At 54.2% G+C, this 13738-nt stretch carries 12 protein-coding genes; 9 read left to right on the top strand and 3 right to left on the bottom strand.

What is annotated here, in order from left to right; genetic code table 11:
- Positions 1–27 precede the first annotated feature (27 nt).
- Both pyrC and NMUL_RS01875 read right to left on the bottom strand, forming a co-directional pair.
- Complete coding sequence (gene pyrC, locus NMUL_RS01870) at positions 28–1071, bottom strand: dihydroorotase (RefSeq protein WP_011379716.1); 1044 nt, start codon at positions 1069–1071, stop codon at positions 28–30.
- A 187-nt stretch (positions 1072–1258) separates the two neighbouring features.
- Positions 1259–2437 (bottom strand): NAD(P)/FAD-dependent oxidoreductase, encoded by a 1179-nt coding sequence (locus NMUL_RS01875; protein ID WP_011379717.1) that lies wholly within the window; start codon positions 2435–2437, stop codon positions 1259–1261.
- A gap of 341 nt (positions 2438–2778) precedes the next feature.
- Here NMUL_RS01875 and NMUL_RS01880 point away from each other — a divergent pair, with 341 nt between their 5' ends.
- The 9 genes from NMUL_RS01880 (at position 2779) to rng (ending at position 12775) form a co-directional block, all read left to right on the top strand.
- Positions 2779–3435, top strand: a complete 657-nt coding sequence (locus NMUL_RS01880) for a hypothetical protein (RefSeq protein WP_011379718.1) — start codon at positions 2779–2781, stop codon at positions 3433–3435.
- Between the two features lie 189 nt (positions 3436–3624).
- Positions 3625–4491, top strand: coding sequence for a bifunctional methylenetetrahydrofolate dehydrogenase/methenyltetrahydrofolate cyclohydrolase FolD (folD, locus tag NMUL_RS01885; RefSeq protein ID WP_011379719.1), 867 nt, complete (start codon positions 3625–3627; stop codon positions 4489–4491).
- A gap of 49 nt (positions 4492–4540) precedes the next feature.
- Positions 4541–7210, top strand: a complete 2670-nt coding sequence (gene aceE / locus NMUL_RS01890) for a pyruvate dehydrogenase (acetyl-transferring), homodimeric type (protein ID WP_011379720.1) — start codon at positions 4541–4543, stop codon at positions 7208–7210.
- A gap of 221 nt (positions 7211–7431) precedes the next feature.
- On the top strand, positions 7432–8784 hold the full coding sequence (aceF, locus tag NMUL_RS01895; protein WP_011379721.1) for a dihydrolipoyllysine-residue acetyltransferase: 1353 nt from the start codon (positions 7432–7434) through the stop codon (positions 8782–8784).
- Between the two features lie 104 nt (positions 8785–8888).
- The gene (gene nadD, locus NMUL_RS01900; RefSeq protein ID WP_011379722.1) at positions 8889–9569 is read left to right on the top strand and encodes a nicotinate-nucleotide adenylyltransferase; all 681 of its coding nucleotides are present in this window, start codon (positions 8889–8891) and stop codon (positions 9567–9569) included.
- Between the two features lie 2 nt (positions 9570–9571).
- Positions 9572–10048, top strand: a complete 477-nt coding sequence (gene rsfS / locus NMUL_RS01905) for a ribosome silencing factor (RefSeq protein ID WP_011379723.1) — start codon at positions 9572–9574, stop codon at positions 10046–10048.
- 105 nt (positions 10049–10153) lie between these two features.
- The gene (rlmH, locus tag NMUL_RS01910; protein WP_011379724.1) at positions 10154–10624 is read left to right on the top strand and encodes a 23S rRNA (pseudouridine(1915)-N(3))-methyltransferase RlmH; all 471 of its coding nucleotides are present in this window, start codon (positions 10154–10156) and stop codon (positions 10622–10624) included.
- Between the two features lie 51 nt (positions 10625–10675).
- Positions 10676–11299 (top strand): Maf family protein, encoded by a 624-nt coding sequence (locus NMUL_RS01915; RefSeq protein WP_011379725.1) that lies wholly within the window; start codon positions 10676–10678, stop codon positions 11297–11299.
- Positions 11300–11323: 24 nt separating this feature from the next.
- Positions 11324–12775 (top strand): ribonuclease G, encoded by a 1452-nt coding sequence (gene rng / locus NMUL_RS01920; RefSeq protein WP_011379726.1) that lies wholly within the window; start codon positions 11324–11326, stop codon positions 12773–12775.
- Here the strand turns inward: rng and NMUL_RS01925 are convergent.
- Positions 12768–13589, bottom strand: coding sequence for a PEP-CTERM/exosortase system-associated acyltransferase (locus NMUL_RS01925; RefSeq protein WP_011379727.1), 822 nt, complete (start codon positions 13587–13589; stop codon positions 12768–12770). The genes rng and NMUL_RS01925 overlap by 8 nt on opposite strands.
- Positions 13590–13738: the final 149 nt, after the last annotated feature.

Here is a 13738-nt window from a genome sequence, read left to right on the forward strand (position 1 = left end):
AAGTTTGGTGAAAATTCCGTTTCGCCGCTAATTCCCGGTTTTATCCAAGGCCCAGGTAACGTTTTCCCCCGCCCGGAATGGAATCAGGCTTTCGCCGCCAAATTCCAGCTGCGCCGGCACCCTCCAATTTTCCTTCTTCAACGTAATCTTGTCCTGATTGCGCGGTAGCTGATAGAAATCCGCACCATGAAAACTGGCAAAGGCTTCCAGTTTTTCCAGCGCGCCCGCCTGTTCGAATGCTTCCGCATACAGCTCGATCGCTGCGTGAGCAGTATAGATGCCGGCGCAGCCGCAGGCGTTTTCCTTGGCGAATTGTGCGTGGGGAGCGCTATCGGTGCCGAGGAAAAATTTCGGATTGCCGCTGGTGGCCGCTTCGATCAGCTTCTGCCGGTGGGTTTCCCGCTTGAGGATGGGCAGGCAATAGTGGTGAGGCCGAATACCCCCTTGAAAAAGGGCATTCCGGCTGATCAGGAGGTGGTGGGCCGTGATGGTGGCGGCGACGGTTTTCGGCGCGTTGATGACGAACTCTACCGCTTCCCGTGTGGTGATATGCTCGAATACCACGCGCAATCGCGGAAAACGCTGGGTCAACGGGATCAGCATCCGTTCAAGAAAGACCTTTTCCCTGTCGAATACATCCACCTCCGGATCGGTTACCTCGCCATGCACCAGCATGGGCATTTCCGCTTGCTCCATGGCTTCCAGAGTTTCATGGCATCTGGCAATGTCGGTGACTCCTGCCGCGGAGTTTGTGGTAGCGCCTGCGGGATAGTATTTGATGCCGTAGATTACTCCGCTTCTTTTTGCTTCGATGATTTCCGAAGGGGAGGTGTTATCGGTCAGGTAGAGGGTCATCAGCGGCTCGAAGCGCACGCCCTGCGGCAGGGCGGCAAGAAGCCGCCCGCGATACGCCACCGCCATTTCCGTGGTGATGACGGGAGGCTTGAGGTTGGGCATGACGATTGCGCGGGCAAAACGGCGGGCAGTGTCCGCCAGCACTGCCCGCATGTGTTCGCCATCGCGGAGATGCAGGTGGAAGTCGTCCGGGCGTGTAAGTGTGAAGGTATTCAAGATGGCTGCGGCACTGTTTTTTATTTAACTGGCACGAAAAATACCATGAGCCTCCCATTGAGGACTCAGGAGGACTCGAGCCTGCTATTCCCCGATTAATTCATCGGAAATTGCAGGAGAGGCAAGCGAAGCATCCGGCATCGCAGCAAATCTAGCTTACCCCCATCCTGCACTACTGTCTCCTGTTTTAGTCCTTGATGCGGCCTAGCAATGTCTCGTTCGTGCAGGGTTTCTTTTCGGCAATCAACGCGGTTGCGGCATCCACCTGTCCCCAGGTATTCCAGAGCAGTACACCGCGTACGAGCTCGTCGCGCAGGTAATAAATCACGCCTTTGCGGAAGGGCTCTACCCAATCTTCGACAATATCGAGACTGGAATCGAGTTCACCGACTGCTTCATAGCCCAGATCAAACAGGTCGGAATAAAAGAAGGGCTGGTGATGATAGGGCTCCAGGCTCCCTGCCATGTTCCGTCCCGCCGCTTCTCCCATCATGTTTGCGTTGTCTTCATGCTCAACCCGCATGCGCTTGTCGAGCAAGGGACTGTAGAAATTGGCGACATCGCCGGCGGCATAAATATCGGGATTGCTGGTGCGCAGGAATTCATCCACTACGATGCCGTTGTCAATCGCGAGCCCGGCCTGGACAGCCAGTTCCGTGTTGGGAAGAATACCCAGTCCTGCCACTACTCCATCGGCGGAAATCTCGGTTCCACTCCCCGTGGTAACAATTTTTTTTGTCCCATCCGTCCTGATCGAAGTGACAGTTTCGGGGGCGAGCACGATTACACCCTTTTCGCGATAGTAGGAATTCAGGAATTCGACGAGGGGCCGCGGATAAATACGCGAGCTGATTCCGTTTTCCGGAAAAATCATGGTGACCCGTTTATCATTCATGGCCAGCGCGGCAGCGATTTCCGAACCGATGAAGCCACCGCCGATCACGACAAAATCCGAACCCTGACTACTCAATTCCCGCAGCTTAAGGTAGTCGTCCGCCGTCCGGTAATAGATTATCCCGCTGTCGAAATGGGGAAAGCGGCGTACCTCGCCTCCCGTGGCAAGCAAAAGTTTTTCATAGGTATAGATGTTGCCTGCATTATCCGTGGCCGTCTTGTTAGCGGGATCTAGGGCTACTATTTTTTTTCCGAGGTGCATGGCAACGTTCAGGCCGTGCTCGCTTCGCCAGATCGAATCATAGGGTGAGTCCTTCCATAGCGCCTTGGAAAGGGGCGGACGGTTGTAAGGACGATGCAACTCCTCTCCAATGACGGCGATTGCGCCATCGGGGTCGATCTTACGGATACCATGTACAGCAGAATCGGCGGTCATTCCGCCCCCGACAATAAGGTATTTATGGTGTTTCATGCTGGTTTCCTTTGCAGGTATATGAAGCGCAGGTTAAAAATTGACCCGTTGTCATGTTCCGAAACCTTTTGTGTGACCTGTTGCGCGATAGAGTGCGGAACTCTGTAATAGCGAACCTATCCAATAAAATCGGAAACTTCATAAAACCTATGTAAACTTTTATCCCTTTTCAAGAGGAAAATTACCGGTGCATACGAGGATAGGCCGGCAGCAGGGGGCAAGCCCATTGCCCTATGGATCGTAGAGAGACCGTGCCTCATTATTCAACAATCCTCGCGCCAGTATATAATGGGTTCCTCCATGAATTCAAAGCCAAGCTGGGCATGTCCCGAAATTGAACGATGACTGAAGTGAAAACGGATTCAGAAGCAAACACGATTGATATTTGTGTACACCATGCGCGCGAGATACTGGCGTCCCAACTCCCGCAAGTTAAAGCCCAAGGGTATGATTTTGCGCCTCTTTTCCGGCAGATGACCATCCAGTTATATCTGGTGGGCGTGATGTGGCGGTGCAGCGAAAGACTCGGAGTGGCGGGAGATACGCGCGATCATGCCTTTGAAGCGATGGAATCCATGCTCATAGCCGACGGCATGAAAAAGAAAGAAGCTCAACAGCGTATCTTGTTCCTGCGTAACATGTCGCGGGTGGAAGACGGAACGGACACGCTTGCCGTATCGACCGGCTATGAAGCGGTTCCGAACGATGAGAGCATGACGCGCCTTTTCGATGAATACCGCAACGAGGCGCGGGTATCCGGTTCGCTATGGCGGCTTTTTGAGCGCGGTAAAAAGATCATGTTTATCGGGGGCGCGGTGGCAGCCTTTGTAACGATCTGGGCCGTGACCATCTTCCTGCCGAAAACGGAGGGAATCGACATACTGGCAGCCGGCCTTCTGGCTGCTGCGCTTGTTGTCGTCCCGACATTCCTGATCGGACTGTTGATTTATCGGACGAAGATGAAAAAATCCGCCCCTCCCCCCTCTTCGCAATCATGATTGGGCGAAGAGGCCCGTTTATACGGCGGGGTACGGTTTCCAGATCAGGGTGCCGGCGAGCCAGTCTGCGTTGCACGCATATGAGTGAGTGCAGGGTTTCGCAGGATATACAGCCAGAGTGAAAGATACGAACAGCCGGAGCATTTTACGTCATTCGCCCGTTCTCTGCCCTGCCGCGCCCGGACCATAATGAGCGCGAAGATCATTGACGGCAAGAGGTTGAGCCAGGAGGTGAGGGCGGAGTGCCGGGCACGCGCAGCGCGTTTGGCGGAAAAAGGTACCCAGCCAGGACTGGCGGTGGTTATCGTGGGAGACAATCCGGCTTCCAGGGTGTATGTGCGAAACAAGGCTAAGGCCTGTGGCGAAACGGGCATCTATTCCGAAGTCCACGAATTCCCGGAAAATGCCAACCAGGATGAGGTGATTGGACGCATTCAGGAATTGAACGGGAATCCCGGAATTCACGGCATCCTCGTTCAATTGCCTCTGCCGCGGCATTTCGACAGCAGCAGAGTCACCGAGTCTGTGGCCGTGGAAAAAGATGTGGATGGCTTCCATCTTTATAATGTAGGCGCACTTGTAACCGGTAGCAGCATTTTTCCGCCTTGCACGCCTAACGGCGTGATGAAAATGCTGGAAAAATATGATATTCCGATCGAGGGGCAGCATGCGGTAATAGTAGGCCGCAGTAATATCGTCGGTAAACCGATGGCGCTGATGCTGCTGCAAAAAGGCGCAACCGTTACCATCTGCACGTCCAGAACGCGGAATCTGGCGGAACACACCAGCCGCGCCGATATTCTGATAGTTGCTGCGGGCAAGCCGCGCCTGATCACCGCCATGATGGTGAAACCGGGAGCGACAGTAATAGACGTCGGCATCAACCGGCTGTCTGACGGGAAGCTGGCGGGAGATGTGGACTTTGAATCGGTCAAGGAAAAGGCGGGTTACATCACGCCTGTGCCGGGGGGAGTAGGTCCGATGACCATTGCGATGCTGCTGTGCAACACCGTTGTGGCAGCCGAGCAGGCGCACGCCCGATTACAGGGTAATTGACAGCGCCTCTATCACATCGGGCAAGCGCCCGACAATTTCGAGACAAGACATGGAACCTATACCGGATATAGACCCGACTGAAACCCAGGAATGGCTGGAGGCGCTGGAATCCGTGTTGACGCACGAGGGGACGGAGCGGGCGCACTATCTGCTGGAAAGACTGGTGGAAAAAGCGCGCCGGTCAGGTGCCTATCTTCCCTATAGCGCCACCACGGCTTATATCAATACCATTCCTCCGGGAAAGGAAGAGTGGTCACCGGGAAATCATGCGCTGGAGCACCGCATCCGTTCCTATGTCCGCTGGAATTCCATGGCCATGGTGTTGCGCGCCAACCGGAATTCCAATGTCGGCGGGCATATTGCCAGCTTTGCCTCGGCCGCTACGCTATATGATGTCGGCTACAACCATTTCTGGCATGCCAGGTCGGAGAATCACGGTGGCGACCTGATATTTGCACAGGGGCATTCATCGCCCGGTCTTTATGCCTATGCTTTTCTGCTGGGGGAACTGACAGAGGAGCAGCTCAATAATTTCCGGCGGGAGGTGGGGGGAAAGGGACTGTCTTCCTATCCGCATCCATGGCTGATGCCTGACTTCTGGCAGTTCCCGACGGTATCAATGGGACTTGGGCCGCTGATGGCGATATATCATGCGCGCTTCATGAAGTATCTGGATAGCCGCGGACTGGTCAAGACGGAGGGCCGAAAAGTGTGGGCCTTCATGGGCGATGGAGAAATGGATGAACCTGAATCACTGGGGTCCATTTCGCTTGCGTCGCGCGAGAACCTGGACAACCTGATTTTTGTCATCAACTGCAACCTTCAGCGTCTCGACGGGCCGGTGCGTGGAAATGGCAAGATCATTCAGGAACTGGAAGCCGCTTTTCGCGGTTCGGGCTGGAACGTCATCAAGGTAATCTGGGGCTCATACTGGGACCCATTGCTTGCCAAAGACACGAAGGGGTTGCTGCAACAACGCATGATGGAATGCGTGGATGGCGAATATCAGACTTTCAAGTCGAGAGACGGCGCCTATGTGCGTGAACATTTCTTCGGCAAATATCCGGAGCTGCTCGAGATGGTGGCGAATATGTCCGACGATGACATATGGCGCCTGAACCGGGGCGGACACGATCCGCATAAGGTCTATGCCGCGTATTCAGCGGCGGTGAAGCACAAGGGCCAGCCCACCGTGATCCTCGCCAAGACGATCAAGGGTTACGGGATGGGTGAAGCGGGCGAAGCCCAGAATATCACTCATCAGCAGAAAAAGATGGGTACCACTTCACTCAAAGCGTTTCGTGACCGTTTCGGTCTGCCAATCAGCGATGATGATATCGAGTCGGTACCCTACCTGAAATTCGACAAGGATTCGCCGGAATCCATCTACATGCACCAGCGACGCGAGGCATTGGGGGGGTTCATCCATCGTCGCCAGCGTAAGGCCGAGCCCTTGCAGATACCCCCGCTGTCCGCCTTCGACACTTTGCTCAAGGCAAGCGGTGAGGGAAGGGAATCTTCCACCACCATGGCTTTTGTGCGCATCCTCAATATCCTCATAAAGGACAAGAACATCGGCAAGCGGGTCGTGCCGATTGTGGCGGACGAGTCGCGCACCTTTGGCATGGAAGGCATGTTCCGGCAACTGGGCATCTGGTCTTCCACCGGGCAGCTTTACACGCCCGAGGATGCTGAGCAACTGATGTACTATAAGGAAGACAAGAACGGCCAGATCCTGCAGGAAGGTATCAATGAGGCGGGGGCCATGTCATCATGGATGGCCGCGGCAACTGCCTACAGTTCTCATGGCGTGCAGATGATCCCGTTCTACATTTACTATTCGATGTTCGGCTTCCAGCGCGTGGGGGATCTTTGCTGGGCGGCGGGAGACATGCGCTGCCGCGGCTTCCTGCTGGGGGGCACTGCCGGCCGCACCACACTGAATGGCGAGGGATTGCAGCATGAGGACGGTCACAGCCATCTGGCGGCATCGACTGTTCCCAATTGCATATCCTATGACCCGACCTTTGCCTACGAACTCACGGTCATTATCCGGGATGGCCTGCGCCGCATGTGCGAAATGCAGGAGGATGTCTATTACTACATCACAGTGATGAACGAAAACTATTCGCATCCGGAAATGCCTGCAGGGGCGGAAGAAGGAATTCTGAAAGGCATGTACCTGTTCCGTGAAGGCAAGCCGGCAGGAGAAAAGGATTCCGGGTTGCGTGTTCAATTGCTCGGGTCCGGCGCCATTCTGCGCGAGGTGATTGCTGCGGCTGAAATACTGGAGGAGGAATTCGGTGTGACGGGTGATATCTGGAGTGTAACCAGCTTTACCCAGTTGAGACGCGAAGCGCTGGCGACAACGCGCTGGAACATGCTGCACCCCACAGAACCGGCAAGGCTGTCGCACGTCGGCACGTGTCTCAAGGACCGGGAAGGTCCAGTGGTGGCGGCTACGGACTACATGAAGATTTTTGCCGACCAGATACGTGAATTTATTCCGGGGCGATACAAGGTGCTGGGTACAGATGGATTCGGACGTTCCGATACGCGCGAGCAATTGCGCCGCTTCTTCGAGGTCGACCGCCATTACATTACGATAGCCGCTCTGAAAGCGCTGGCCGAAGATGGCAGAATCGAGGCGGAAAGGGTGGCGCAGGCCATGGGCAAATTCGGCCTCGATCCTGATAAACCCAATCCGATGACCATATAAGAAGGCGGCAGTGAACTTTTGGGCGCGGAGAAGGCTAGACAACAGGACCGGAGCGCTGCGTCGTTTGACCTTGTTCTTCATTGAGCCGCCAATTGCAAATTGGAACTGGGGGAACGGCGAACTGCACTACCAGGAGTCGGAGCGCTTGAAAGGCGGGATCCTCCTGCTGTGATCATTTCGTTGTGGAAAGCCGGGATTATCTAATACGAGAAGGAAGAGGCGTGGCGGAGACTAAACAGGTATTGATTCCCGATATTGGCGACTTTAAAGACGTTCCCATAATAGAAGTGCTGGTGAAAGCCGGCGATTCGATCAAGGCGGAAGACTCCCTGATTGTGCTTGAATCGGACAAGGCCACCATAGAAGTGCCTTCTCCTTTTGCTGGCATAATCAGAGAGTTATCCGTAAAGGTGGGCGATAAGGTATCGGAAGGTTCGCCCATCCTGACACTGGAAGCTTCAGAAGCGGAGCAAGCGCCGCCCGCTGAGCCACGAGAAGCGGCACCCGCTTCAACGCCGGCTCCCGCTCCAACCACCGCTTCTCCGGAACAGGCGCCGCGGCCGGCGACGCAACCTCGTGCGCAATCCCAATCTTCTGCGCAACCCCAATCATCGGGTTCTTCTCCACGCTCTGCATTCGTTCCTTCTCCGATAGATGAAGCTACGTTTGCGAAGGCACACGCCAGTCCTTCGGTTCGACGCTTTGCGCGCGAACTTGGCGTGAATCTGGGGCTGGTAAAGGGTAGCGGTGCCAAGCAGCGCATTCTCAAGGAAGATGTGCAGTCTTTTGTCAAGACTGAACTCTCCAAGCCAAGGGGTAGCGGGACCGAGCTCAATCTGCTGCCCTGGCCTCAACCCGATTTTGCGAAATTCGGTCCCGTGGAATTTAAGCCGCTATCGCGGATCAAAAAAATATCCGGAGCGAATCTGCACCGCAACTGGGTCATGATTCCACACGTGACGCAGTTCGACGAAGCGGATATTACCGAGCTGGAAACCCTGCGCAAGGAAACAAACGAATCTTCAAAAGAAGAAGGGGTGAAAGTTACTCTGCTCGCGTTTCTCCTGCGGGCTTCGATAGCGGCCCTAAAGAAGTTTCCCGAGTTCAATGCCTCGCTGACCAGTGAAGGTGATGAAATGAATCTCGTGGTCAAGAATTATTACCATCTCGGCTTTGCAGCGGATACACCTCATGGACTGGTGGTCCCCGTGATTCGGGATGTGGAAAAGAAAGGGGTCATCGCCATTGCCAAGGAAATGTCTGATCTCGCAGCTTCGGCGCGGGCAGGCAAACTCAAGCCCACCGATATGCAGGGGGCGAGTTTTACCATTTCCAGCCTCGGGGGCATCGGCGGCACTGCGTTCACGCCCATTATCAATGCGCCGGAAGTGGCGATTCTCGGTGTCTCGCGCGCAGTGATGAAGCCTGTTTATCGGGATGGCGAATTTGTCCCGCGCCTGATGCTGCCATTATCCCTTTCCTATGATCATAGAGTAATCGACGGGGCGACAGCAGCGCGCTTTACGACGCACCTGGTCGAAGTGCTGGCTGATCTGCGTCGTGTGCTGTTGTAAAACACAGATTATTCATGGAAAGCGGGGAAGGCAAGTGAAGACAGCTGCCGGCTTTTTTGTCCGCTTGAGCAGCTTCGCATGACCAGCGTTGTTCCCGCCCGATAATGAATGATTTCCCCGTTTCTCCGGTTGGTGTTTTTGGAGGTACCTTCGATCCCGTTCACTATGGGCACTTGCGAATCGCCGAAGAAATTGCCGAGCTGGTAGGGTTGAGGGAAATGCGTTTTGTTCCTGCCGGAATTCCCCGGCTACGCCGCGGTCCGGAAGCGTCATTGGAACATAGGGTGGAAATGGTCCGCCGGGCCATCGATGGAAATTCCCGTTTTATTCTCGATGAACGAGAGGTAGTACGCGGGGGGGTGAGCTACAGCGTGGATACGTTGCGCGAACTCAGGCAGGAACTGGGGAAGGATATCGTACTCTGCTTCGTTACGGGAGCCGATGCATTCATAAGGCTGGCCGAGTGGCACAGGTGGCGGGAATTGTTCGGGTTATGTCACTTCATTATTGCTGCTCGCCCCGGTCATCTGCTTTCCGCGGAGAACAGACCGTCGCCCGCAGCGCTGCCGCAGGAATTGGAAGAGGAATGCAGGGAGCGCTGGACGTCGAGTGCAGAGATTCTTAAATATGCACCCGGGGGCTTGATCTTTACTGCGCAGACGACATTGCTGGATATTTCGGCAACGGCCATTCGCAAACGTGTCGCCTCAGGGAAAAGTATCCGTTATCTGGTTCCCGAGAGTACTCGGGATTATATTGCTGCTAATGATCTGTATCGGGAATAACGATGACGCCGGCCAAATTGATAAAAACCGTTGTTGCGGCGCTGGACGAAATCAAGGCGCGTGACGTGGAAGTACTCGATGTCAAAAAACTGACAGCCTTGTTCGATCGGATGATCATCGCCAGCGGCGATTCCACGCGGCAGACACGGGCAATCGCGAACAATGTGGTCGAGAAAGTCAAGGCGGCGGGTGGCATGGTTTACGGTGTGGAAGGCGAAAATAACGGGGAATGGATATTGGTTGATCTCGGCGACGTGCTGGTGCATGTCATGCAGACCGCGGTGCGCGCCCATTACAATCTTGAGGAGTTGTGGGCACACGCTGCCAGGATCAACAAAATATCCGAAAACACGAGCAGGAAGAAGCCGGTCGCAAGACCGCCTGTCGCTGAAGAAGGGGAGACAGGACCTGTGACTCCTGCGAAGACCAGAAAAGCCAGAGTCAGCCGAGCGAAGACCAATCCGGATGACGAGAGGTAAAGGAAATATGGGAGCGAGCGCCAAGTTCCCCGCGTGGGCGTCTCTCGAACAAACTCTTCCCGGAGCATTGGATAGGCGTGTTTTCAGAATGAAATTCCTTGTCGCATGAAATTCCTCGTTTATGCGGTGGGACATAAAATGCCGGAGTGGATTGCCGCGGGTTTTCAGGAATATGCCAAACGGATGCCACGTGAGGCGAATATCGAGCTTCTGGAAATCAAGCCTGAGAGACGGGATAGCGGAAAAAAAGTGGAACAGCTGCTGGCCGCCGAGGGCGCACGTATCCGTGCGCTGCTGCCTTCCAATTGTCGGCTTGTGGTAATGGACGAGCGCGGGAGCCAATGGACTACCGCCGGTTTGGCCCATGCCATTGGCAGTTGGATGAAGGATGGAGGTGACACCGCGTTCCTCATTGGCGGTGCCGACGGGCTAGATCCGGCCCTCAGGAATGCGGCGGATGAAGTCCTGGCGTTATCTGCCCTGACACTTCCTCATGGGCTGGTTCGAATTCTGCTGGCGGAACAACTCTACCGCGCGATATCGCTGATCAAGGGTCATCCTTATCATCGCGCATAAAAAATAACAATGTAACAGAAGTAACTGCGCTCCCGTAAGCATTCACTCCGCATGACTTTTGTGGAAAATCGCATCTATCTTGCTTCCCGCAGTCCCCGCCGGCAGGAATTATTAAAGCAGATCGGCGTGGACTTCATGGTTTTACCGTTGCGCGAAGCTTTGCCCCGGATACCGGATGTGGATGAAACTCCGCTGCCGCAGGAGTCGCCGCCGGAGTATGTCGAACGGATTGCGCGCGTTAAAGCGGAAACGGGGCGAAAGCGGATGAGTGAGCGAGGTTGGGCAGATTTCCCGGTTTTGGGAGCGGATACAGCGGTGGTATTGAACGGCAGGATTTTTGGCAAGCCCGAAAATCCCCTCCATGCAAAGCAAATGCTGCGGGCCTTGTCCGGCCAGATTCATGAGGTTTTGACGGCGGCTGCCGTGGCAGCGGGAAATGGAACCCGGGTTTGTCTGTCCAGATCGAGTGTCCGATTCCGCAATCTCGGCGAGCAGGAAATCGATCATTACCTCGCTTGTGACGAGGCATATGACAAGGCAGGCGCTTATGCAATTCAGGGCAGGGCAGCGGTTTTTATCTCGGGGATTTCCGGCAGTTATAGCGGTGTCGTCGGATTGCCACTGTTTGAGACGGCGCAATTGCTTGAAGAATCCGCTATAAGAATATTTCAGTGAGCCGCAATAAAAGCCGGATCTCTTATGTCTTGTGAAATTCTTATCAATGTTACCCCCCAGGAAACGCGTGTCGCGGTGGTCGAGCATGGCGCCGTCCAGGAACTGCACATAGAGCGCACCAGCAATTGCGGCATAGTGGGCAATATATATAACGGGCGCGTAATCCGGGTGCTGCCGGGGATGCAATCCGCTTTCGTGGATATCGGTCTCGAACGGGCTGCTTTTCTCCACCTCGCTGATATCTGGCGCTTGCGGCAGAGTGAAGACGCTGATAAACCGATTGAACAGCTGTTATACGAAGGAAAAAATATCCTCGTCCAGGTTATCAAGGATTCAATCGGTGCCAAGGGTGCCCGCCTGTCGACTCAGGTCAGTATTGCGGGCCGTTTGCTGGTTTATCTGCCCCAAGTATCGCATATCGGCATTTCCCAGCGCATCGAAGATGAAACCGAACGGAAGTCGTTGCGTGAAAAACTGAAACATTTGTTGCCAGCCGCGGAAGAGGGAGGATTCATTATCCGTACCGTGGCGGAAGCGGCAAGTGAACAGGATCTGCAAACGGATATCGAGTACTTGCACAAGCTATGGCGCGATATCAAGGAAAAATCCCTGATTTCCCAGCCGGCCTTACTGTATCAGGACCTGAATCTGAGTTTCCGCGTCTTGCGCGACTTCATCAGTGATGATACGACTCGCATTCTGGTGGATTCGCGGGAAACTTTCCAGAAGATGGCGACCTTTGCACGAGTGTATATGGCCAACGTAGTGGAGCGCCTCGATCATTATGCGGGGGAGCGCCCTTTGTTCGAGTTGTATGGGGTGGAAGATGAAATCGAGAAAGCCCTGGCGAGGCGTGTCGACCTGAAGTCCGGGGGTTATTTGATCATTGATCAGACCGAGGCGCTTACCACCATCGATGTAAATACTGGGGGATTCATCGGCGTACGCAGTTTTGACGATACCATTTTCAAAACGAATCTCGAAGCGGCCCAGGTCATTGCGCGCCAACTCCGTCTTCGAAATCTGGGAGGCATTATCATTATCGACTTCATAGATATGGAGAGCGCGGAACACCAGAATGCCGTTCTCAGCGAATTCAAGAAGTCGTTGATGAAAGACCGGACTCACATGACGGTGAACGGTTTCACCGCCCTCGGACTCGTGGAAATGACGCGCAAGCGGACGCGGGAGAGTCTGGCGCACATTTTGTGTGAAACCTGCCCGACTTGCCAAGGCCGCAGCAAAGTCCGGACGGCCCAGACCATGTGCTATGAAATCCTAAGGGAACTGCTGCGGGAATCCCGTCAGTTCGATGCGCGTGAATTCCGCATTGTGGCTTCACAGCAGGTAATCGATCTGTTTCTCGACGAAGAATCCCAAAGCCTGGCGCAACTTGCCGATTTTATCGCCAAACCCATCAGTCTTCAGGTGGAGGGGACGTATACCCAGGAACAATATGACCTGATTCTCATGTAGCAGGTTTCACGGCAATAATCCCCTGGGGTCCGCTCCCTGAATATTCATTTTCTATCCCGGGCAGGCCGTTTCCTGTTTCCGGAAGGTTCCTTTTTATATCCTCTGTGATAACGTCATAGAGCGGCCGCAGGTTGGGTCTCATACCTTTTATCGTTCCACTGACACTCATCATTGAGGGAACGCGTATACCATGATGCTCGACGGGGGGACCGATGAACTTAAGGTCGAACCCGAGTTTGGCGAAATGCAGTGCAAGGCGCTCTTCAGTCAGAATGAACAAAGTCTCGATTTTATGCAGGCGCGCCAGTTCGAAGGTACCTAAATAAAGGCTGATTGGAATGTAAGGAAAGCGCCGAGATTGTGCTACTCCGAAATCTTCATCCGCGATGTCGATCGCTTTGCTCGCCTCGCCTTTACGTCTTCGGTAACTGGCAACGACAGCCAGACGTGATACCTCTGCGATATGATGGCGGGGTAACAGCGCGGGATCGATAATCGACCGGTCCAATGTATCAGCGCAGGTTATCTCAAAGGGTAAAGGATAATCAGGATCCTTCGGCCGGGGAGAGATTATGCGCGCGCAGCCAATGAACTCTTGTGTCTGGACATTGCGTAACAAAAAGTGTAGCGAGTCAATATCATACTCATCGCTTTCTCGCCTATCCCGCTGAAGGGGCTCAAATTTGAGATCCTCGCAATAAACCTCATGCCGGATCCGGTGAACCTCATCTTTTAATTCGTCCGAAAACGCGGGTACGATTTCAAAGTACCTCTTGAATGCATGACCCAGATCAAGTATTTCGGTTAGAGACATGTTTCAGCCAACGGCAGTTTTCTCTGATACTTTAGGACGAAGCGAAAATATTCCGGGTTGAGACTTTCTTGCAGGAAGTTACCCCTGTTAACACGGAAGCGAACAGGTACCATTTACGTAAAACGAATTAAAGGCCGGTTTCAGAGCCT

The sequence above is a fragment of the Nitrosospira multiformis ATCC 25196 genome (assembly GCF_000196355.1).
Classification (GTDB): domain Bacteria; phylum Pseudomonadota; class Gammaproteobacteria; order Burkholderiales; family Nitrosomonadaceae; genus Nitrosospira; species Nitrosospira multiformis.